The sequence below is a fragment of the Anaerofustis butyriciformans genome (genome assembly GCF_036289385.1).
In the GTDB taxonomy this organism is placed as follows: Bacteria; Bacillota; Clostridia; order Eubacteriales; family Anaerofustaceae; genus Anaerofustis; species Anaerofustis butyriciformans.
This window is the reverse complement of record NZ_JAYFFH010000002.1, coordinates 46,284-68,073: the sequence shown is the minus strand read 5'-3', so window position 1 is coordinate 68,073 and position 21,790 is coordinate 46,284. Positions and strand designations below refer to the sequence as shown.

Genomic DNA, 21,790 nt, shown 5'->3' with positions numbered 1-21,790 from the left:
GACACGCCTTCAAAACTGTCAAAACCTTGCTCTCTACTGTTTTTAGTTGATTCATAGATTCCCTCGCTTTCAAAAAATTTGGGGCGGACTATTATTTCCGCCCCAAAGGTCACATACCTACTTTTTTCTGTTTTTAACCTGCAAGAAGATAAAACCGCCAATAATAAAGGCGACCAATATCACTGCAACGATTGTTTTAGCATCCATTACTTATTGCCCCCTTTCTTTTTTCTTTTGACTGCATAAACAGCGGTTCCTACAATTCCGAGAGCAGAAATGCCTGCAAGTGCTGTCCACAAGCCTACATTGCTGCTGTCTCCGGTTTTCGGTGTATCTCGCAGTACATTGTGCATTTCCACGATTGTAGTTGAGCCAACCTTTACGGTAGCTTTTTTATCTGCCGGAAGCACATAGGAAACAGAAACATCGTCCTGAACTTCGGAAATGGTATATTCACCGATACGAAGTCCCTCAATAATAATTTCTCCGTTTTTATCAGTTGTAAATGTGCGGTTATAACCACCCACACCGGTTACTCTGAAAGTAAAGCCTTCGACTTTTCCGTCAGAGGATGTTTTTACAATTTTTAAGTTACCTTTCATTGCTGCATTTACAAAACCAACGCCAGCTTTGTTTTCTACTTCGTAGGTTACGCCATCTTCCTCAATGGAAACTGCGTATACGCCGTTATCCAGTTCAAAGCCTTCAGGTGCTTTTGTTTCCCTCACAAGGTATTTGCCATAGGCAAGTTCTTTCATTTCATAAATACCAACAGAGGTTTCGTTCAGTGTGCCGATGAGTTCGTCACCGTCGTCCAGTTTGCCATCTTCGTTTACATCTCTGTAAATTTCAAATGTCGCACCGCTTAGTTTGTTATCCGGATAATCTTCATCAACCTTAGTTAATTTGATATTTCCGTAAACATATTCATTGACGATTTCAATTTCAATAACCTGACCTACATCGGATACTGTGACCTCATAAGAAGTGTCATCAAGAACGAATCCGGCAGGCTGCTCAATTTCTCTGACAATCCAGTTTCCATAAGGAACTTTGTCAAAAGAAAAGCTACCATCTTTTTCAGAGGTAGCTGTCATCAAAGCATTTTCTTTTGTAAATTCGGTTTCATCAGCCTTGAACAGACCGATTACAGCACCTTCCAGAGCTTCGCCGTTTTCAGTTATCTTCTTTCCGGATACAGAACCGTAAATAAGCTTGTTCTCGATTGGCTTTCCATCATTTACTGCAATCTCAACAGTAGCGGTATCCTGTCCGGCATAACTGAACTCGAAAGGATACTTCGTATCGGAAATAATATAATGCTCATCGGTTGCAAGCTCCTGAATATAGTAGCTGCCGAAAGGTAAGTCTGTTTTGATAACAGCTTGACCGTTTTCAGAGAGTGAAATAATCTCAATCAATCCGCCTGCCGGAATAGAAGTGCCGCTTGCTGAGACAAGTTCTTCAGCTGCGTATAGTCCGAAACTGATATTCTTCATTTCATCTCCGTAACCGATGTTAAAGATGTCATTCTTTTCGAGTGCTTTTTCAAGACTGACCTTTACTTTCTGTCTATCATTTACAAAGCTTGTTCCGGTTTCTGTGACAGATACATCCTGTCCGGCATAGGTAAGCTCCACTTCGTGTGATTCTTTATTCACTACCATACCTTCAGGTGCAGTGATTTCAACTACTGAATATTTTCCAAGATAAAGCTCTTTGCTTGTCGCAAGACCGTTTTCATCTGTGGTAACAGTGTCCACTACTTCACCTTTGGCATAGCGGAGAGTACCGTCAGGTGTGATAATATCTTCCGCTGCGGTAATTTCATATACTGCACCTGCAAGACCTTTAACCTCATAGACCGGCTGATAAATCACATCTGCATTTTCTTCGCCAGATACATTGACTCCGACGAATACTTCACCGGTTTTTTCAATGCTGATAGTACCTTTTTGTGCCATATTCGGCTTATCTACCTTAATCACTGTAATTCCGCCTTCATCCGTTGATTGTTCTTCTGTAACATCAAAGTACACCGGTGTGCTGTCAAGAACATATCCGTATGGAGCCTGAACCTCTACAAGCGAATAACCCTTTCCATATTCCAATTTCTCCGGTGTGACAAGCTGACCGTTTGCGTCTGTGTAGAAAGTATCAACCGTTGTAGGAGTAGGATAGGTAAAACTCATAGTAACCTGATTTCCGTCAGGGTCATAAATTTTGAATCCGGCACCGGCATACGGAATGTTGTTTCCGGTTTCGGCATCCACTTTTACAATCTTGATATAGCTTTCAAAGTTCGCATTGTTGATAAGGTATCGGTAGGTCTGTCCGTCCTGTGAAATGAATACATCGAAATCATCCATCAGTTCACGACCTTCCCATCCGGAAGTCTGATGAACCGTATATACTCCATAAGGCATATCCTTAGTCTGACCGAATCCATTTTCATCGCAGACAATGACATCTCTTTCATCCTCATCTGCTGCATCAAAACTGCCGGATGATTTGAGATAGATTTCAAATGTTGCTCCGCTTTCAGGAGTTTCGATTTGTGTATCACCATTATCTGTATGTTTGATGATGGCGATATTGCCTTTCATAACCTGTTCGGTAACATCATTTGCGGTTTGGTTGTGTTCTACTGTATAAAGCTCAGGTTCGGCACCGACTTTGTGGATTGTAGTATCAAGCAAATACCCCTCAGATGGAGTGATTTCCCTAATTGTCCAGTCATCATCACAGATATATTCTTTTGTCGTGAACTGACCGTTCTCATCAGTAACATATTTATCTACAAGTGTTTCGCCCTTGTAGATTCCATACACTGCACCGGCAAGTGTTGCATTACCCTGAGCAGTGCCTTCCTCGCTGTCACTTTTCGTAACGGTTACGCTGAACTTTTTGAGGATATTCACAAAGTTTCTTGTGGTCACTTCTTCCCAGTTAATAGGGGCAGTTTGATTTGCAGGGACTACATATCGAATATCTGTATCAACTTCTTCGATAGTATAAGGGGTAGCGCCGCTGATAAGCACATCATTGAAGGAAGCCACACCGTTTTTGTCTGTCACTGCGTATTCATCGACTTCAATTCCGGAAAGGGAAGTTCCGTAAAGATGGAAGGTCACACCCTCAACAAGATTGTCCTCCGAGTTTTTGATTACCTGAAGGTCTCCTCGTTTCAAAACATTGTTGAAGTTTACCTTTGCTACCTGTCCGGCAACAACAGTCACTCTGTGAACTTCCTGCGGAACATATTTGTCGATGGATTGTTCTGTTACCGTATAAACTCCGGGCATAAGGTTATCAAGCTGGAATTTTCCACCGTTTGCTGTTGTTACGGTCTGGTTAATGCCATTTCCGCTGATAGTAAACTGAATCCCGTCAACATTTCCGTCCTCGCTCGTCTTTACAATCTGACAAGAGCCATAGCTGACTTTCATCTTTAAAAATCCGCTCACAGGGTCGCTGACTTCCTGAGCATAGGTAACTACGTCCTGAATACCAGCTCCGCTTTCAAATTTACCGTCCGACCATACAACGACACCTCTGCGTACACCATTTTTCTTTGCGGCTGTAATAGTAAACTCTTTGCTCGGTGCTTTGTCCATTGAGACAGTCAGTTTGTTTCCGCTGGTTGAGAATGTGACACCATCAATGTTAGCAGAGAAATTGTAATTTCCAAGTACACCGTTTGTATCGGTAAGAGTGGTCACATACTTACTTCCGTCCCATTTCAGCTCATACACACTCGCAGAACCGCTTGACCTTGTACAGAAGCTTGGAACTTTTGTGTGGTTTTGAACGCTTGTTACAATGCTGTTGTAATAAGACAAAATTTTACTGCGTAGTGGGTGTGATGGACTCACACAGTCCAATACCGCATCATAGCTTCCGGGAGATTTATGGCTGAAGCTTGCGTCTCTTTCACCAACAATAGTCTCCCAAATCAAAATCTGAGTGGCATAAGCGTGTGCAATACAGTTTGCGTCGCTTTCATTCTGCGACTTCCAGCTTGTAGAGATTCCTCCACGATAGCCGTATTGCAAGATACGTCCGATAAGCAAGCGAATATCATCTCCGGAAATTGTTCCGTTAGGTCTGATATTATTGAAATAGTTTTCGTCTTTTTCGGTAAGACTGTCTCCGGTGCTTTGTCCCGTACCCGGTTCGATACAGTAGGCAATATTACCGGAATAAGAACCCATTGCTCGAAGTCCGGTATATTTTGTGGTCAAACCTTTCCATCCGTTCATATAGTTGAGATTGCCGTGTCCCCATTGACCGTTGTTGTTGGTATCTCCGCTTCGAGGATAATCAACAAGGTAAACATCGGCTTTTTCTCCGACGGCTGCAAAGGCTGTTGTTGCGCCTATGCTCATAAAAGCAGTTAGGCTCATCACCGTCGCTAACATAAGCGAAACGGCTTTTCTGAATTTCGTTTTCACCATTGCATTTTCCTCCTTAAAATAAAAACGCACCAATTTTACTCAGTGCGTCTGCTTAGGGATATTCTGTTTTAGCAGTATCCGATATAAATGTTGTATTCCGTTTCAGATAACTTTTCTGTCCATATCCATACAGCTGTAAATCCTTCTGTATTCTTGTATCTGTTCAGCCTGCTTTCAATGTCTGACTCAATACCTGTCCTGTTTGGATTTGCGGAGATGGGATTGTCCCAACACTCTGTTGCCGTACTATCGAGAGACAGTCCTATGCTTAAAGCATATTCTGTCGCATAACTGATATAGCGACTGACATCAAATGATTGTTCGGGTGGAACATCAGGTTTTGGGTCTGTTGTTTCGTTGGCAGGCTTTTCTTCTTGAATTGGTGCAGAATTTGTTTCTTCATTTGACGGCTTTGATTGAGTATTGGATACTGCCGGTTTTTGTGTCTGTGTCGATGATTCATTCTTTGGTTTTTCCGTTTCAGGAATAGCTGCACTTTCATCTGCTTTTGACTGTACAGGATTAGAAACCTCAGCCTTCGAGTTAGCAGTTGGTGTGCTTTTCTGAACCGGTATATGTTCTGTTTCTTCCTTCGTCGTTTCTTGGGTCTGTTTTTCAGAATTACCAGCCGGAAAAGAAGTCTCTGTTTTCGTTTTCTCCTGTGCAGCTTCTTTGGCTGTGTTACTGTTGCACCCAACTAAAAGTGTCATAAGGCAGATGATGACACAAATTGTCAGCTTGTTTTTCATTTTTTTATCGCTCCTTTCAGCTCCAATCGTAATCAAATCCGGTTAAAACATCAAAGGTGCGAATATCCAAATCTTTCATCGTAGCAGACATTTTTGTTCACTCCAAATATGCGACCCCTTTATTAGACAGCTATAAGTTATTAGAGATAGATATAGTTAAGGGAGATAGTGTATATTTTTTCAGCTGGTATATAGCTGGTAAATAGGGGTTAGAGTGTGAGAAAGGGGGACGGCTATCGGCTGTCACGGTCGGCTCTGCTTCGCAAAAACTTGTTATAATGCTCCAATGCCTTGCACACAAAATCTTCCGTTTGGCTAACCGGAATATTTTTCGGGATAAGCTGACGAACCCTGTCGCCCCTCAAAACGATTTTCTCCCTTTGGTTTGGTTTCTCCTCAGACATAATAGCCTGAATCGCTTCGGTAGTCAGTTTTCCTTCTTCAAAGAATTTTCTCATACGGATAGTCTGGTCGTGTGATGGAGTAGTATCATTGAGGTCGATTTCATCAACCACATCACGCTGACTGTCCTCATCGAGAAATGACAATTCAACCGCCGGTCGCATTTTTATTCGCCCCTCGTCAACATATTCCAGTAATTCCGGAACAAGATTTGTAAGGCGAATATATCTTTGAATTTGTGTGTTGCTGTCTTGTCCTTCGGCTGCTAATATTTCTCTCGATTTTCCCATTAAAGAATCGTGTCCCACTGGGACACCATTTTCTTTGCTCGGTCTGCCTGCCTGTCTTTTCATTGCTTCCAATCGCATTTTATAGGCGAAGGCTTTTTCCGAGGGAAGTATCTGCGACCTTTGGTAGTTGCTTTCTACCATCAGAATTGTAGCTTCATCACGAGTTAAATCAACAACCTCTGAGCGGAGTGTATCAAATCCGGCGAGTTCACACGCTCGCTTTCGCCTGTGTCCTGAAACAAGTTCGTATCTGCCGTCCTCTTTCTGCCTAACCGTAGCCGGAGTAATAACTCCTCGTTCCTTGATACTCTCAATGAGCTGTGCCATATCCTCATCATCACGCACTTTAAACGGATGGTCGGGGAAGTCATCAATCTCAGTTAAGGGAATATCTCGGATTTTAGAAAGCTTTTCTTCGTCTCTCTGTTCCTGAGTGGAAAATAAATCATCGAGCTTCGTGAGAGTGAAGTCGCTCTTTCTTCCTGCCATCAGCTAACACCTCCTTCGTAAAGTCGGTGTATGCTTTTGACACCGTACTGTTTGGTTCGTAAGCAAAAATGCTTTTGCCCTTAGAAGAAGTCTCCGCAGCTTTTACTGCAATCGGGATATATGTGCGGTACATTTTAATTTGATTCCCGAAATTCTCTCTCAGGGCTTCTACTGTGCTTTTTGTGAGGTTGGTACGGCTATCCACTAAAGTGAGAAGCATTCCGTCAATCTTCAAATTTGGATTGATACGCTTTTTGACTCTCGAAATGGTCTGTACAAGCTGGGTCATACCTTTTGCCGGTAGATACTGAGCCTGCACCGGAATAATAACGCTGTCTGCCGCAGATAGTGCATTGATAGTAACCATTCCGAGCGAAGGCATACAGTCGATTAGTATATAATCGTATTTGTCCTTCACTTCGCCAAGATAATTTTTCAGTGCTGTTTCTCTGCTCATTGCATTAACAAGGTTAAACTCCATTGCTGAAAGCTCAAGGTTAGCCGGAACGAGGTCAACACCTTCATCGTGGTGCAGGATACCGGTCATAGGGTCATTCATCGTTTCATTTATTACATCTGTGAGTTTCGTTGCAAGCGTGATACCCAAGTTGTCTGTATCCTGCCAACCGAGACAAGTTGTTAAATCGCCCTGCGGGTCTGCGTCAATGAGCAATACTTTCTTTCCCTGCATTGCGAGACCGACACCGAGGTTCACCGTAGTGGTTGTCTTTCCAACTCCGCCTTTCTGATTGCAGATTGCAATCGTTTTGCAGTTTGACACTTTGTGCGTCCTCCTTTCGTAGTATTCATAGCCATTGCAGTATGGCTATGTACTTGACCGGCTCATTTCCTAACCGGTCTGGCAATATTTGTTCTCAACACCCCTTGCCAAGCTTATAAGCTCAAGGGAAGTCACTAAGGAACAGACTGTTTATCTGTATCATAGGAATCTCACCTCTGCCGGGTTCTCCGCCAGCTCCGTAGAGAAGTATCATTATCATCCTGACTGTCATCGCCGTAACAGGAGCAGCCTGTTACTTATACCGGGGGTTCTCGCTATTCTGCATTGCAGAAGTCTCGGCGTACCCGATAAGGTGGCTAAAATCATCAGGAATAAAGTCTTAGTGACCTGTATATTCAATTTTCAAGGAACAAGTGAAAGGCTTCCGTTTTCATCGTTCGGAATTAACCCCTTCACTTGTTTGAAATGGGAGAGCATTTCTGGGGGGTGTTTTTTCAAAATTTTTCAAAAAATTTTTTTGCAAATAAAAAAAGCCGCCTATTTTCCTCAATATTGAGGTCAATAGACGACTCATCGTTTCTTTAATATTTATTTGTATTCTACTTTGATTTTTCTTTTCTTTGATGTCAGTACTTTACAGAGTACATCATCCACAGCATCAGTGTATCTGCCTTGCGTGAGCAAATTGTTCTTCAGACAGATAAGTGAATGTATAACTTGGTCGTATTCTTCATGATTAAGATATATATGATATTTCTTTTCTTTCAAAGCAGCCACCTCCTGTTGATACCATTATATAGTAGGAAAACATATAGAAATAGTTTGCGAATATTTTTCCTGAGTGACAGAATGAACAAATTAACAGGATAACGACCGCCTTTCTCATTAGCAAGAATTTAACTCGTTTTTTTCTCTCATTAGCAGAGAGGGCATTTTCATTAGCAAAACAGCAATTTTTCTGCTAATTTTTATTAGCAAACCGTTCACCTAAAAGGCGGACGACATTAGTCTCAAATTCCATTAGCAGACGGAAGATTTGCTAATGAAAATCTGTGATTTATCATTTTTAAATTCTTTCCGGCAAAAATAAAAAAACACCGGAAACCCTTGATTTTGCTGGGTTTTCCGGTGGTGTTTTTGGCGTTCCCGAGGTGATTCGAACACCCGACCTACCGCTTAGGAGGCGGTCGCTCTATCCAGCTGAGCTACGGAAACATTTTTAAAATCTATTCAATTTTAGGCTTAAACTAACTTAATGTCAATCACTTTTCCTCAAAAGGTGGTCGTTATAACATATTCTTAGGAGGGGTTTGTTATATCCATTTAACTAAGGGGGCGCTTTAGGTAAAAAACCATTATATATAATAGCATATTATAAGTTACTTATCAAATAAAACAATACTTATTTTTAAAGGCTTTTTAAAATACAAATAAATTAAATGTAAACAGTTTTATAAAAAACACTATGATTTTATTTTATTTTATAATATAATATATTTATCTATAACAAAGAAAAGAGGTTTTTATCATGAAAGGAATTAATGCATCGCCTGGAGTTGCGATTGGTAATGTATTCTTATATGTAAAGGAAGATTTAGTTGTAACACCGGGCAAAATCGAAGCATCAGCAGTTGATGCAGAACTTAAAAAATTAGATGACGCTATTGAAAAATCAAGAGCCGAATTACAAGCTTTAAAAGAAAAAACAGTTAAAGAAATCGGGGAAGAAGAAGCTGAAGTATTTACTGCTCATATGATGTTCTTAGATGACCCTGGATACATTGGTGAAGCTCAAAATAAAATTAAAAATGAATTAATCGTTGCTGAACAAGCATTAAACGAAGTAACAGAAGGTTTCGTTGCTATCTTTGGTGCTATGGACGATGAATATATGAAAGCAAGAGCAACAGACTGTCAAGACGTTGCAGACAGAATTTTAAGACACTTATTAGGTCTTGAAAGTGCTGATTTATCTCAAGTTGGAGATAACGGAATTATCGTAGCCGTTGACTTAACTCCATCAGATACAGCTCAAATGAATAAAGATAAAGTTATCGGTTTTGCTATTGATGAAGGAAGTAGAACTTCTCACTCAGCTATTATGGCAAGATCACTTGAAGTTCCTGCTGTTGTAGGTCTTGGTAATATTACAAGTGAAGTTAAAGGTGGAGAAAAAATTATCGTTGACGGTACAGACGGTAACATCATCATTAACCCAACAGATGAACAAATTAAAGAATATGAAGCTAAACAAGAAGCTTACAAACAAGAACAAGCTGAACTTGCTAAACTTAAAGATATGCCAAGTGAAACAAGTGACGGACACAAAGTTGAACTTTGCGCAAACATCGGTAGTCCTAATGACCTTGAAGGTGCAAACAAATATGGTGCTGACGGTGTAGGTCTATTCAGATCAGAATTCTTATACATGGATTCAAAAGAAATGCCATCAGAAGACGTTCAATTTGAAGCTTATAAACAAGTTTTAGAAGGAATGAACGGCAAACCTGTAATCATCAGAACACTTGATATCGGTGGTGACAAACAACTTCCATATCTTCCAATGGAAGAAGAAATGAACCCATTCTTAGGTGTTAGAGCTGTAAGACTTTGCTTCCAAAACGTTGATATGTTCAAAACTCAACTTAGAGCTTTACTTAGAGCAAGTGTATACGGAAACGCTCATATCATGTTCCCTATGATTTCTAATGTACAAGAAGTTAGAAAAGCTAAAGGTATCTTAGAAGAATGTAAAGCTGAACTTAAAGAAAAAGGAATCGAATATGATGAAAACATCAAAGTTGGTATCATGATCGAAATCCCTTCTGCTGCTGTTACAGCTGATATTATTGCTAAAGAAGTTGACTTCTTCTCAATTGGTACAAATGACTTATGTCAATACTCATTAGCTGTTGACCGTCAAAACCAAAACTTATCAGAACTTAACCAACCACTTTCACCAGCAATCATTAGACTTGTTAAAAACGTTATTGATGCTTCTCATAAAGAAGGTATCTTCACAGGTATGTGTGGTGAAATGGCAGGGGATCCAACAGCTGCATTATTACTATTAGGTCTTGGACTTGATGAATTCTCTATGTCAGCTCCTTCTATCTTAAGAGCTAAAAAAGTTGTAAGAAGCTTTACATATGAACAAGCTAAAGAAATTGCTAACGAAGTTTTAGAAAATGCTGAAACTCAAGACGAAGTAAAAGCTATCTTAGCTAAATATTTAGACTAATTAAAAAAAATTAAAACGGTATGGAAAACCATACCGTTTTTTTATTTTTTAATATATTTTTAAAATATATAAAAATCATACTAAATATAAAAAATATTAATGCTAAAAATTTTATTATATATAAATGATATCATTAGTAAAAAGTTTCGTATTGAATGTAATGTATTGTAGATTGAAATATTTATAGTAATTTTATAATTTATTATATATATTTAACTATATAAAAATTTATATCTATTATTTTTATGTGTTAAAATATAATCAAATAAAGTATGAATAAGAGGATAAAACATTGAACGATACAATGGCGAAAAATATAAAAACCAGACTTTCAAACAAAAAAGGAAGCGAACAAATAAAATTTGTATTAGAAGGGGTTCTTATTGGGTTAGTTGCAGGGATAAGCGCTATAATTTATAGATTTCTTTTAACAAAAGCCGAAGCTTTTTTGTTTGGTACCATAAAAACAATAAATGGTAATTTTTTGTATATGTTCTTTTGGGGAGTATTTATAATACTACTTTCTTTAATTATTGGTAAGTTAATTAAGTTTGAACCAATGGCGAACGGCAGCGGTATTCCTCAAGTAAGCGGAGAAATGAAAGGATATTTATCCCAAAATCCAATTAAGGTATTAATTGCAAAAATAATAGGCGGAACTCTTTGTATTGTATCAGGATTTTCTCTTGGAAGAGAAGGTCCTTCCATACAGCTTGGAGCCATGTCTGCAAAACTTCTTGCAAGAATTCAAAAAAAAGGAAAAACTAAAGAAAAAGTTTATCTTTCATGTGGTGCAGGTGCAGGACTTGCTGCTGCATTTAATGCTCCTTTGGCAGGGGCTATGTTTACAATGGAAGAAATACATAAAAATTTTGACGGAAGAATTATTGTAAGCGTAATGACAGCATCTATTACGGCAGATTTTCTTGCAAAAAGTATCTTCGGGCTTTCTCCTGTATTTCACTACACAAATCTTCAAACAATCCCATTAAAATATTTTGGTCTTATAATTATTCTAGGGGTTATACTTGGTGTGTGCGGTAGTATATATAATAAGGTTATGGTCTATTCTCAGCATATATATGCTAAGCTAAATAAAATAAAAACCGAATATAAAATACTAATTCCTACTGTGTTTGCATTTATTCTTGCATTTACTCTTCCAGATGTACTTGCAGGGGGAAATCAAATGGTAAAAATACTTGAAAATAATCAGTATATTTTATCCACACTTATTACTTTGCTTATTGTAAAATTTATTTTTTCTGCCATTTGTTTTGGCTCTGGAGCTCCTGGAGGGATTTTCTTTCCTTTGCTTGTTTTAGGCTCTTTTATAGGTGCTATTTTTGCTGTAGTTTGCACAAATCTAATTGGTATTTCTGCGGATTTTACGCAAAAGTTTATAATTCTTGCAATGGCGGGATTTTTCTGTGCAACCGTAAGAGCACCTTTTACAGGTATAATATTAATAACGGAAATGACAGGCTCTCTTTCTCATATGATATCAATTAGTCTTGTTTGCATAATATCTTATGTGGTTGCTTACATATTTAAAAGTGAACCTATATATGAAAGTTTACTTGACAATATATTAAAAAAACAAAAAATAGAACTTAAAGAGCCAAGCAATGAAACAATGCTAATAACGTATAATATAGCTTTTGAAAGTGAAGTGGATGGGAGAAGACTAGATGAAATTGAGTGGCCTAAAAATTGTTTGCTTGTAGCAATAGAAAGAGGTAATAAAGAGTTTATCCCAAGAGGGTATAATAAAATAAAAGCCGGAGACTTTATAACCGTACTAATAAATGAAAACGAAATGAACTATATGAATGAAATGTTAACGCAGATGTGTTGTGAAAAAGAGAAAAAGTATATTGATTAATGTTAAGAGGTAATATATGGAAACTCACTGTCTTTTATCCAGAATGAATATAGGAACATTAAAAAAATTAAGAGGAAAATTGCTTTTTGTTAATGTTTATGTAAGTGACAATGAATATAAATGGACGAATGGAGAAATAGAAGAAAAAAGCCAAAAATTATTTGATATATTTGATTATTTAAAGAAATGTATAAATGAAGAAAATGTATTTTTTGAATATTACGTTTCATCTTATTATTTAAATATAAATTATCCTTTTGAAAGAACAAGCTGTGAAAAGTGGTTAAAAGATTTTGCAAATGGATTTGATTGCCTTAATTTGAAAAATGTGCATGATAAGATGTATTTAAAATACGACGTGGACCAGGTGGCATTTTTATTTATTACTAAGAGACCATCTCTATGTTATGCCATAAGTGCAAAAGAGTCTTTTTATGATTTTTGTGAGTTTGCAGTATTATATGGTGAAAATTATAATTCTGTAATTCATGAAATTCTACATTTGTTTGGAGCTGCTGATTTATATTTTCCTAAAGAAATTTCAGATGTTGCAAAAGAAATGTTTCCCAAAAGTATAATGTTTAATTCAACTTATAATAAAATAGATGATTTTACAAAGTATGTAGTGGGTATTCATGAAAAACCTTCTTCTTTGGCAAAAACCTTTATAGATAGAACAAAGGATATAAACTGTGAATATATTGAAAATTCTATAAAAGGGCAGTGGCAAGACGGGTTTAGAAGAGTTACATATGCAGGAGGCATGGTATACGAAGGAAATTTTAAAAATGGTATGCGTGAAGGAATGGGAAAAGTATACTACACAGACGGCTCAATATATGAAGGTGAGTTTAAGAATAATAAAATTGAGGGGTTTGGAAAGTTATTTTTTGCAAATGGTGCATTGTATGAGGGGGAATTTAAAAATAATAAAAGAAGCGGAATTGGCAAACTTATATATCCAAATAAGGTAATATATGAAGGAGAGTTTAAGGATAATGAATATAATGGTCAGGGTAAACTCACTTATCCAAGCGGTAAAACATACGAAGGGGAATTTAAAAACGGTAAAATAGTAAAAAATAAAAGATAAGGTTTTGCCTTATCTTTTTGGATTAAAAACTAATTTTTTGTCTTCATATAAAAGTAGTTCTCTGATTTTTACATCTTTTATTATTTTTCTTTCTAATATAAGATTTTTATAATTACTTAAATAAGTACAAGGTCTTTTTTGTAATATGCCATAAAGACCTCCTGTTAAACAGTTAAAAATATCTTCATTATTTTTTATATTATTATCAACAGGTACTAATTTATAATTCATTACCGGAAGCTTTATATTTGTTTCTTTAAGTATCCTTTTTACCTTTGAGTATATAACATATTTAGGGTCTGCAAGCTCACTGTAATGTTTTGCTCTGTTTTTTATATCTTTTGCAAAAAATTTATATTTTTCTTTAATATCAGCATTTATATTTTTAAAATGGCTGTCTGTTTCATCCATGGATTCATTATAAATAAGACCCAAAAATACCGTTTTAAAATATATATCTGCTACCATATCTTCTTCTTCTCTACTATTATCTATATATGCTCCAATAGGAGTTTCATCAAGTAGCTTATTTATTCCTTTTTCAGGATAAATAAGTCTAATTATTTCACAGCATTCCTGTAAAAAGAATGTTTTATCTTTATCCTTACTATCTTCGCATATATCTTCAACTTTTCTTTCAACTTGATTTACAATAGATTTTATTTCAAAATCATAAACCAAATCTTCAATTTCATAACAATAATCTAAGTTAAATTGAGAATCCTTTTCTTCGCTGATTAATTCATTTAAATAATCATAATAAAATATAAATTTTCTTTCGTTAAGTTTTTCTATCATTCCTCCGGATATAGCATTGAAGAAATCTTTTAAAGGTTCTTTTCCTTTTTTTTCGTATACTTGGTAAGTGTCTTCGCTTTTAGAGTGAGGTGTTATCTTACATTCTCTAACAAAATTTATTTTGCTTGTATAGTTTGTATTTGAATGTTTAGTATGTGTTTCTTCATTGAATTTTTTTACAAAATATATGTATTTATCTCTAGTTGATACTCTTGGGTTTCTTTGAATATAAATTAGTGTTTCATCAAAAACAAAGTCATATATTAAAGCATAGTTTAAAGTAGTGAATGTAAAAATCAGATTAACATAACGACTGAAAAAAGATGAATATATAAACTGTTCTTTTGTTTTATATGTAAATTGTTCTCTTAAATTTTCAAGATTGTTATTTGTAATTATATTAAAAAAATAAAGATATTCTCTCATATAGTTTAATCTTGAAAGGGAATCTGTTCTTTCATCTATATAAGCACTTATACCTGTATTAAATTCGGTTACTCCCATTTTTTCACCACCTCATTTATCATTATTAATATTTTGCTATTTACATATTATGTTATTTCCTAAATATTATCTTCTTGTAAAGAATAAAGAGCCTTTATCTTCATCTAAAATTAAATCATTAGATGTAATATTATTTTGTTTTTTTAACAATGACTTTTTGTATCCTATTAAATATGTGCAAGGTCTTTTGTTTAATATTTCAAAAAGACCTCCCGTCAGGCAGTTATATATACCTTCATTGCATTTATAATATTCATTTTGTTTTATTGTATATTTGTATAATTTATATGTAACCTCAAATTCTTTTGCGGTAATGCTTGTATTTGAATATATAACGTATTTTGGTTCAGCAATTCTTTTATAGTATAGTGCTCTGTTTTTTATGTCTCTTGCGAAATATTCGTATCTTTCTTTTATATCCGCATCTATATTACCTTTAAAATGATTAAATGTTGCATCCATTGATTCATTATAAATAAGACCTAAAAAAACGGTTTTAAAAAATATATCAGCTTTAATGTTGTTTTTATCTTCTGTATTTCGTATATATGCGCCTATTTGTGTATTATTTAATATTTCATTTGCTCCTTTATTCGGATAAATTAGTCTTATAATTTCATAACATTGCTGTAAAAATGGTGTTCTGTCTTTGTCGTTTATATTTTCGCATATTTCTTCAACTCTTCGTTCAAGTTGGAAAACCATTTGTTTTAAATCTGAATGATAAATCAAATCTTCTATTGTATATGAATAATTTAAGTTATATATTTTGTCCGACTTAGAATTTAGGAGTTCGTTAATATAATTTTGTCTGTAAATAAATTCTTTTTCATCCAGTTTATTTATCAATCCTCCGGTTAAAGCATTAAAGAAATCTTTTAAAGGTTCTTTCCCTTTTCTTTCATAAATATAAAAACTTGGAGTGGATGAACCGGAAGGAGTATAATAGCTGCATTTTCTGTTAATATAAATATTTGTGTAATAGTTTGGATTATTCCTAACTTTTTTTACCTGTTTTTTGAAAAAATCAATAAAATGCATATATTTTTCTTTATTTGTTGCATTTTTGTTTTTATTTTCAAAAATTATCGTTTCATCAAACGCCATATCATATATTAATGAATAATTTATATTTTCACAACCTATGCTTAAGGTTTCATCGTTATCATATGTTCCATAATAATATGAGCATTGGTCTTTTAATGAATAAATATCATTGTTGGTTATGATATCAATAAAATAAAAATATTTATTCATGTATTCCAAATTAGGAAGTGCCTTTATATTTTCTTTTATATATCCTTCAATATCGTTGGGAAGTTTATTTATTTTCATTTTTTCACCATTTTAATTGTTTTAGTATTTATCATTATTTTACCATAGTTTCGTAAGAAAATTTTAATAATTAAATAATTGCCTTTATAATCTGTTTGTAATAAAATAACTTTAGTAATATAAATCGAAATGAGGTAGTGATATGTCACAAGTAATTATCCTTGATCACCCTATTATTAAAGATTATGTATCAACTTTAAGAGATGAAAAAACAAACATAAAAGATTTTAGGGAAACAGTAAAAAAGTTATCTTTATTTATCGGTTATGAAGCAGTAAGAAACGTTGAAATAAAGAAAGAAAAAATAAAAACTCCCCTTTGTGAAACAACAGGTGAAAAGATTATAAATGATAATATAACGGTTATACCAATACTTAGAGCAGGACTTGGAATGATGGATGGAATGCTTGAACTTCTTCCAAATGCTAAAGTAGGTCATATAGGTCTTGAAAGAAACGAAAGAACTCTAAAAGCAGAAGAATATTATTTTAAAATGCCAAACAATTATGAAACTATGGACGCTTATGTTGTTGACCCAATGCTTGCAACCGGCGGTTCTGCAGTTGATGCTATTGACAAATTAAAAGAAAGAGGAATTAAACATATTAAATTTTTATGTATAATATCTTCTCCGGAGGGAATAGAAAAACTTCAAAAAGAACATCCTGATGTGGATATATATACTGCTGTAATAGATGAATGTTTAAATGAACATGGTTATATTCTTCCTGGACTTGGAGATGCAGGAGATAGAATTTTTGGTACGATATAAAAAAACGCACTTTTGTGCGTTTTTTAATTTTCACCGTATTTAAGTTCTTTTCCTTCTTTAGAATATTTTTTTCTTTTTCCTGTTATTTCATCTATATTTATTTTTATTACATTTGTTCTTTCCAAACTTCTGTTTATTGCATCATCAAACATTTCCATATTGCTTTTTGCATATCTAAGGCATATTAATTTTAATGCATGTATCTTTTCTTCTTTTTCTTTTACTTCCTCTGCTTTTCCATATAAAACCGCACTTTCAAATTCCATTGTAAACTCTTCAGGTTTTGGTCTGCACCTTGATACAGCGCATATGCAGATTTGATTGTTGTTTTTAAGTAAGTCTATCTTTTTTCCTTCCATTGCACAGTGAAAGTATAAATGATTTTCTTCAAGTACAATGCTTATTGGTATACAGTATGGATTGTTGTTTTCATCGGTTAATGATAAAACTACATATGGTGACTTTTTCAAAACGTCAAGGGCAAAATTTTTATCCATTTCTCTATCTTTTCTTCTCATATTAAACCTCTTTTATTTTAAAAATTGAAGATTATCTTCTATGTTCATTCCCATTCTTTTGTCTACAACGATTTTTTCGTCTTTTTCCATAGCTTTTCTTACAAAATCCGAAGCAGCTTTGCATGATTCTTTTAATGTAAGTCCTTTTAAGAATTTTGTTATTAAAACCGCTGAGAATACATCTCCCGTTCCTGGGAAACGTACGTTTATATAATCATAAGGAATAGAAAAATAATCGTCTTCAAAGTGTGAATATCCTTCTATATAGTAATTATTATCTTCTTTGTGTTTTACGCTTGTAATTACAACAGATTTTGAACCTATTTTTTTAAATTCGTCTATATACTCTTTTATTTCTTCTTTGGTTAAAGCTGTTTTTTTCATTTCATCATATAATATAAAAGATGCTTCCGTTAAATTTGGTGTTACTATATCCGCCATAGAACACATTTTTCTCATGTTTTTTACAACATTTTCGCTAAGTCCCAAATATAACTTGCCGTCATCACCCATAATAGGGTCAACCATTACTATTGGAGATTTTTCTTTGTTGTCTTTTATTATTTTTTCTATTAATTCAACCTGAGGATCTGAGTTAATAAATCCTGTGCAAATACAATCGAATTTAAAATTTAATTTATTCCATATATCAATTGTCTTTTCCATGTAGTCTGTCATATCCATTATTTCAAACAAACCATAATCAAGAGTGTTTGATACTATTGCTGTTGGTAAGTTATGCACTCTAAATCCAAGGGAAGAAACTATCGGCATCATTGCGGATAATGCAACTTTTCCAACACCCGGCAGGTCATTTATAAGTAATATATCTTTGTTTTTGTCCATTTTTTCTCTCCTGATAATATAAATAATTTAGTAATATTGCTAACATTATAATACTCAAAAGTAGAAATTTAAAGGATAAATTATATTCATTATGTATTTTATTTTTTAATAAAAAAGAGCATATGCTCTTTTATTTGTTTACTTTATTTAATGCTTTTTGTTTGTTTGGAGTTATATATACATTTAATTTTTTTAACTTGTTGTGAAATTCTCTTAAGTTATCAAAAATATAGTTTATTGTTATTTTCTTTCCGTTCTTTTTATATATTACAAACTTGTTGTTATAAGGTCTGTAAATAGCTGCAATTTCATCTTTTTTTACTGTTTTTGTCGGAAGTACTCCGCTTGAAAATGTTATTGTGTCTTCACTTATAGATACTTTTGCTAAAAAGGCTTTTAAAATATTTATTGTTCCTATTACAAACACTAACGCAATAAAGAATATTTCAAGACCTTCAACTGTTCGTCCTGCTTTTTTTGCTATGCTGAAAGTATTAAATATAGATAAAATTCCAAGAACGTATATTATAAGTCCAAAAGTTACATAAACTTTTTTATTTTTCTTTTCCATTTTAAAAGTATTCATTTTCTCACCTCTATTAGGTAATTATCATATCATAAATTTTTATTTTGTTAAATAGAAATATATAGCTTTATTTATATTATAGTTTATTGATTATATAAATTATATTTTTTATAATAAATTAAAATAAGTTTCAATAAAGGAAGTGAAAACATGAAATATGATATTATCATAGAAAATGGTACGATAATTGATCCTTTGAGAAATATAGAGAAAAAGGAAGATATTTATATAATAAAGGATAAGATCGTAAATAAGCCAAGTAAAGATGAAAATATCTCATATAAGCAGAAGATAGATGCAAGTGGATGTTATGTTATGCCAGGACTTGTAGAAAATCATACTCATATTTTTTACGGCGGAGGAGATGTAAACTTAAATCCCGATGTAATAATGCTTCCAAGCGGTGTAACTACAGCGATAGATCAAGGATCTTCCGGTTGGTCTACGTTTGAATCCTTTTATAGAAATGTCATATTAACTTCCATGATGAACATAAAATGTTATCTTAACGTTTCAAATACCGGACTTATAACCGAGGATTATTTTGAAAATATAGATCCAAAGTATTTTAATGAAGAAATGATAAAATATTATACAGATAAATATAAAGATACTATAATCGGTCTTAAAATAAGAATGGATCATAATTCGGTGAGAGGACTTGGGCTTAACCCATTAGAAAAAGCAGTTGAAATTGCAGATAAATTAAAATTACCTTTGTCGGTTCATGTTAAAAATTTACCAAATATAACTGAAATTGCAAATATCTTAAGAAAAGATGATATATGGATTCACATATATCAGCAAAAAGGTCAGACTCTTTTTAATGAAAAAGGTGAAATCCATAAAGAAATTCTTAAGGCAAAAGAAAGAGGAGTTTTATTTGATGTTGCAAGCGGAAGAGGAAGTTTTTCATTTGATATGATTAACAAAAGCTTAAAACAAGGATTTAAACCGGACTTATTAGGTACCGATCTTGTGACGTATAACGTATATGAACGTCCTATATTCTCTCTTCCTTATACAATGTCAATGTATTTAAATCTCGGTTTTTCTCTTATGGAGCTTGCTAAGATGTGTATAGAAAGACCTGCTAAAATGATGCATTTAGAGGATATATCTACGTTAAAAGAAAATACTGCAGCAGATATATGCATTATAAAAATAAAAGAAAAAGACTTTACGTTTAATGATAAATATGGCGGTACGCTTAACGCAGACAGATTAATTATTCCTTTGCTTACTTTAAAAGGTGGTAAGGTTGTTTATAGAAATATTGAATTTTAAAACGGCAGTATCTGCCGTTTTTTTTAAATTAATCAATCATTAATAAAATTTTAAGCATGGATTAAAATTTCTTGTGCTAAAATATAAAAAGACAAGGAGAAAAGATATGCCTAAAATATTAATAGTTGAAGATGATAATAAATTAAGGAATGAACTTGGTTTATATTTAAGTAATAACGGCTATGACGTTGATGAGATAACTGATTATAAAAACAGTGTAGATGTAATAATTAACAGTGACTCTGATTTGGTTTTACTGGATATAAATTTACCTATGATTGACGGAGAGTATATCTGTAAGGAAGTAAGGAAAACATCGGATATTCCAATAATAATGCTTACGAGCAGAACATCGGAAATGGACGAGCTTATATGTATAAATTATGGGGCAGATGATTATATTACAAAACCCTATAATCCAAGAATACTAATTGCGAGAATAGAAGCACTATTAAAAAGAGCAAATAAGAATGTAAGTGATACTATTTCTTATATGGGAGTTAGGGTAAATTTATCAAAAAGTACATTTACTTATAATGACAAAGAGTTTGATTTAAGTAAAAATGAACTTAAAATTCTACATTTTTTGATAAAAAACAAGTCTAAAATAGTATCCAGAGATTCTCTTATGGATTATCTTTGGGATAATAATGCATTTGTCGATGATAATACATTGACAGTAAATATAAACAGACTCAGAAGAAAACTTGAAAGCGCAGGGCTTGGACATTTTATAGAAACTAAAAAGGGGCAGGGTTATATAATATCATGAAGTTAAAAGATTATTTAAAAGATAGATCATTTAGCATAGGTTTATTTGTGTTTTTATTTTTCTTAACGGCTTTCTTTCTTTTTATATTTAAAGTAAGTGTAATACTAAAAATTAATATATTAATATTTTTGATAATTATACCTTCTATTTCTTTTATGATAGATTATCAAAAAAAGAAAAGATTTTATAATAGGTTATATAGAAACTTAAAGAAGCTTGATAAGAAGTATCTTATAAACGAACTTATTGGCAGTGCGGATTTTCTTGAAGGAGAGATATTAAATGATGTTTTGTATACTGTAGATAAATCCATGTCAGAAAATGTTAATGAGTTTAAAAGAAAAAACGAAGATTTAGAAGATTATATAGAGCTTTGGTGTCATGAAATAAAAACTCCAATCGCAACATCTTCTATGATAATTGAAAATAACAGAAATGATGTAACGGAAAGTATAGAAGAGGAAATTGGTAAGATAGATAACCTTGTGGAACAGGTTTTGTATTATGCAAGATGTAAACATGTAGAAAATGATTATGTGATAAAAAAAGTAAATCTTGAAGATGTTGTAAAAACAGCTGTTTTAAGAAATAAAAAAGATTTTATACAACGTAAAATAAGTCTTGAAATAAATGGGCTTAATGTATATGTAAATTCCGATAGCAAATGGCTTGAATTTATAATAAATCAAATTATATTAAACAGCATAAAATATTCAAAAAAAGAAAAGGCAAAAATATGGATATACACCATAAAGAAAAAAGACTGTATACAATTATACATAGAGGATAACGGAATAGGAATAAAGAGAAGTGATCTTCCAAAAGTATTCGATAAAGGTTTTACAGGTGAAAATGGCAGAAAGGTATATAAATCAACCGGCATGGGACTTTATATATGCAAAACCTTATGCGACAGCTTATATCATAAAATAGAAATTCTTTCACAGGAAAATGCAAAGACTGCCGTTATTATTACTTTTCCTCTAAGTTCTTATGTAAATATGAATGATTAAAAGTAGTATAT

General features: G+C 33.5%; 17 protein-coding genes and 1 tRNA gene. 7 read left to right on the top strand and 11 right to left on the bottom strand.

Translation table 11 applies throughout. The features are described 5' to 3' along the window. Positions 1-206 precede the first annotated feature (206 nt). From V2W16_RS03765 to V2W16_RS03740, 6 genes are all read right to left on the bottom strand, one after another. Positions 207-4,457: a SpaA isopeptide-forming pilin-related protein gene (locus V2W16_RS03765; protein ID WP_329381755.1), complete on the bottom strand. Its 4,251-nt coding sequence runs from the start codon at positions 4,455-4,457 to the stop codon at positions 207-209. Positions 4,458-4,525: 68 nt separating this feature from the next. Next, entirely contained in the window at positions 4,526-5,206 is a 681-nt protein-coding gene (locus V2W16_RS03760; RefSeq protein WP_329381752.1) for a hypothetical protein, read from the bottom strand. A 233-nt stretch (positions 5,207-5,439) separates the two neighbouring features. Continuing rightward, positions 5,440-6,387, bottom strand: a complete 948-nt coding sequence (locus V2W16_RS03755; RefSeq protein WP_329381750.1) for a ParB/RepB/Spo0J family partition protein — start codon at positions 6,385-6,387, stop codon at positions 5,440-5,442. Beyond that, positions 6,344-7,168 carry a ParA family protein gene (locus tag V2W16_RS03750; RefSeq protein WP_329381747.1) on the bottom strand — a complete coding sequence of 275 codons (825 nt, stop codon included), beginning with the start codon at positions 7,166-7,168 and terminating at the stop codon, positions 6,344-6,346. The genes V2W16_RS03755 and V2W16_RS03750 overlap by 44 nt, the downstream gene beginning before the upstream one ends. A 549-nt stretch (positions 7,169-7,717) precedes the next feature. Continuing rightward, complete coding sequence (locus V2W16_RS03745) at positions 7,718-7,897, bottom strand: hypothetical protein (protein WP_329381744.1); 180 nt, start codon at positions 7,895-7,897, stop codon at positions 7,718-7,720. Between the two features lie 370 nt (positions 7,898-8,267). Then, positions 8,268-8,344 (bottom strand) — tRNA-Arg (locus tag V2W16_RS03740). Between the two features lie 310 nt (positions 8,345-8,654). On the opposite strand from V2W16_RS03740, the gene ptsP reads away from it, so the two are divergent. The 3 genes from ptsP to V2W16_RS03725 all read left to right on the top strand — a co-directional run bounded on the left by ptsP (position 8,655) and on the right by V2W16_RS03725 (position 13,348). Further along, entirely contained in the window at positions 8,655-10,370 is a 1,716-nt protein-coding gene (ptsP, locus tag V2W16_RS03735) for a phosphoenolpyruvate--protein phosphotransferase (protein ID WP_425353946.1), read from the top strand. A 292-nt stretch (positions 10,371-10,662) separates the two neighbouring features. Next, on the top strand, positions 10,663-12,255 hold the full coding sequence (locus tag V2W16_RS03730) for a ClC family H(+)/Cl(-) exchange transporter (RefSeq protein WP_329381738.1): 1,593 nt from the start codon (positions 10,663-10,665) through the stop codon (positions 12,253-12,255). A 16-nt stretch (positions 12,256-12,271) separates the two neighbouring features. Beyond that, positions 12,272-13,348, top strand: a complete 1,077-nt coding sequence (locus V2W16_RS03725; protein WP_329381735.1) for an MORN repeat-containing protein — start codon at positions 12,272-12,274, stop codon at positions 13,346-13,348. 9 nt (positions 13,349-13,357) lie between these two features. Here V2W16_RS03725 and V2W16_RS03720 read toward each other — a convergent pair whose 3' ends face one another. Beyond that, positions 13,358-14,650: a hypothetical protein gene (locus V2W16_RS03720; protein WP_329381732.1), complete on the bottom strand. Its 1,293-nt coding sequence runs from the start codon at positions 14,648-14,650 to the stop codon at positions 13,358-13,360. Positions 14,651-14,716: 66 nt separating this feature from the next. Next, the gene (locus tag V2W16_RS03715; RefSeq protein WP_329381728.1) at positions 14,717-15,985 is read right to left on the bottom strand and encodes a hypothetical protein; all 1,269 of its coding nucleotides are present in this window, start codon (positions 15,983-15,985) and stop codon (positions 14,717-14,719) included. 142 nt (positions 15,986-16,127) lie between these two features. On the opposite strand from V2W16_RS03715, the gene upp reads away from it, so the two are divergent. Then, the gene (gene upp / locus V2W16_RS03710) at positions 16,128-16,757 is read left to right on the top strand and encodes a uracil phosphoribosyltransferase (RefSeq protein WP_329381725.1); all 630 of its coding nucleotides are present in this window, start codon (positions 16,128-16,130) and stop codon (positions 16,755-16,757) included. A gap of 23 nt (positions 16,758-16,780) precedes the next feature. Here the strand turns inward: upp and V2W16_RS03705 are convergent, their stop codons facing one another. The 3 genes from V2W16_RS03705 to V2W16_RS03695 form a co-directional block, all read right to left on the bottom strand. Beyond that, on the bottom strand, positions 16,781-17,275 hold the full coding sequence (locus V2W16_RS03705) for a pyridoxamine 5'-phosphate oxidase family protein (protein WP_138268427.1): 495 nt from the start codon (positions 17,273-17,275) through the stop codon (positions 16,781-16,783). Positions 17,276-17,287: 12 nt separating this feature from the next. Further along, positions 17,288-18,121 carry a pyridoxamine kinase gene (locus V2W16_RS03700; protein ID WP_329381722.1) on the bottom strand — a complete coding sequence of 278 codons (834 nt, stop codon included), beginning with the start codon at positions 18,119-18,121 and terminating at the stop codon, positions 17,288-17,290. A gap of 130 nt (positions 18,122-18,251) precedes the next feature. Beyond that, the gene (locus tag V2W16_RS03695; RefSeq protein WP_329381719.1) at positions 18,252-18,707 is read right to left on the bottom strand and encodes a hypothetical protein; all 456 of its coding nucleotides are present in this window, start codon (positions 18,705-18,707) and stop codon (positions 18,252-18,254) included. A 150-nt stretch (positions 18,708-18,857) separates the two neighbouring features. Here V2W16_RS03695 and V2W16_RS03690 point away from each other — a divergent pair, with 150 nt between their 5' ends. From V2W16_RS03690 to V2W16_RS03680, 3 genes are all read left to right on the top strand, one after another. Then, on the top strand, positions 18,858-19,994 hold the full coding sequence (locus tag V2W16_RS03690; RefSeq protein WP_329381716.1) for an amidohydrolase family protein: 1,137 nt from the start codon (positions 18,858-18,860) through the stop codon (positions 19,992-19,994). Positions 19,995-20,100: 106 nt separating this feature from the next. Next, the gene (locus V2W16_RS03685; protein ID WP_329381713.1) at positions 20,101-20,766 is read left to right on the top strand and encodes a response regulator transcription factor; all 666 of its coding nucleotides are present in this window, start codon (positions 20,101-20,103) and stop codon (positions 20,764-20,766) included. Beyond that, a complete protein-coding gene (locus V2W16_RS03680) occupies positions 20,763-21,779 on the top strand; it encodes an ATP-binding protein (protein WP_329381710.1) in 1,017 nt (338 codons plus the stop codon). The genes V2W16_RS03685 and V2W16_RS03680 overlap by 4 nt, the downstream gene beginning before the upstream one ends. The last annotated feature ends 11 nt before the right edge of the window (positions 21,780-21,790 follow it).

Excerpts from the sequence above, each read along its gene's own strand:
- V2W16_RS03765 (WP_329381755.1), bottom strand. The coding sequence starts at position 4,457 with ATGGTGAAAACGAAATTCAGAAAAGCCGTTTCGCTTATGTTAGCGACG.
- V2W16_RS03760 (WP_329381752.1), bottom strand. The coding sequence starts at position 5,206 with ATGAAAAACAAGCTGACAATTTGTGTCATCATCTGCCTTATGACACTT.
- V2W16_RS03755 (WP_329381750.1), bottom strand. The coding sequence starts at position 6,387 with ATGGCAGGAAGAAAGAGCGACTTCACTCTCACGAAGCTCGATGATTTA.
- V2W16_RS03725 (WP_329381735.1), top strand. The coding sequence starts at position 12,272 with ATGGAAACTCACTGTCTTTTATCCAGAATGAATATAGGAACATTAAAA.
- V2W16_RS03720 (WP_329381732.1), bottom strand. The coding sequence starts at position 14,650 with ATGGGAGTAACCGAATTTAATACAGGTATAAGTGCTTATATAGATGAA.
- V2W16_RS03715 (WP_329381728.1), bottom strand. The coding sequence starts at position 15,985 with ATGAAAATAAATAAACTTCCCAACGATATTGAAGGATATATAAAAGAA.
- upp (WP_329381725.1), top strand. The coding sequence starts at position 16,128 with ATGTCACAAGTAATTATCCTTGATCACCCTATTATTAAAGATTATGTA.
- V2W16_RS03705 (WP_138268427.1), bottom strand. The coding sequence starts at position 17,275 with ATGAGAAGAAAAGATAGAGAAATGGATAAAAATTTTGCCCTTGACGTT.
- V2W16_RS03700 (WP_329381722.1), bottom strand. The coding sequence starts at position 18,121 with ATGGACAAAAACAAAGATATATTACTTATAAATGACCTGCCGGGTGTT.
- V2W16_RS03695 (WP_329381719.1), bottom strand. The coding sequence starts at position 18,707 with ATGAATACTTTTAAAATGGAAAAGAAAAATAAAAAAGTTTATGTAACT.
- V2W16_RS03690 (WP_329381716.1), top strand. The coding sequence starts at position 18,858 with ATGAAATATGATATTATCATAGAAAATGGTACGATAATTGATCCTTTG.
- V2W16_RS03685 (WP_329381713.1), top strand. The coding sequence starts at position 20,101 with ATGCCTAAAATATTAATAGTTGAAGATGATAATAAATTAAGGAATGAA.
- V2W16_RS03680 (WP_329381710.1), top strand. The coding sequence starts at position 20,763 with ATGAAGTTAAAAGATTATTTAAAAGATAGATCATTTAGCATAGGTTTA.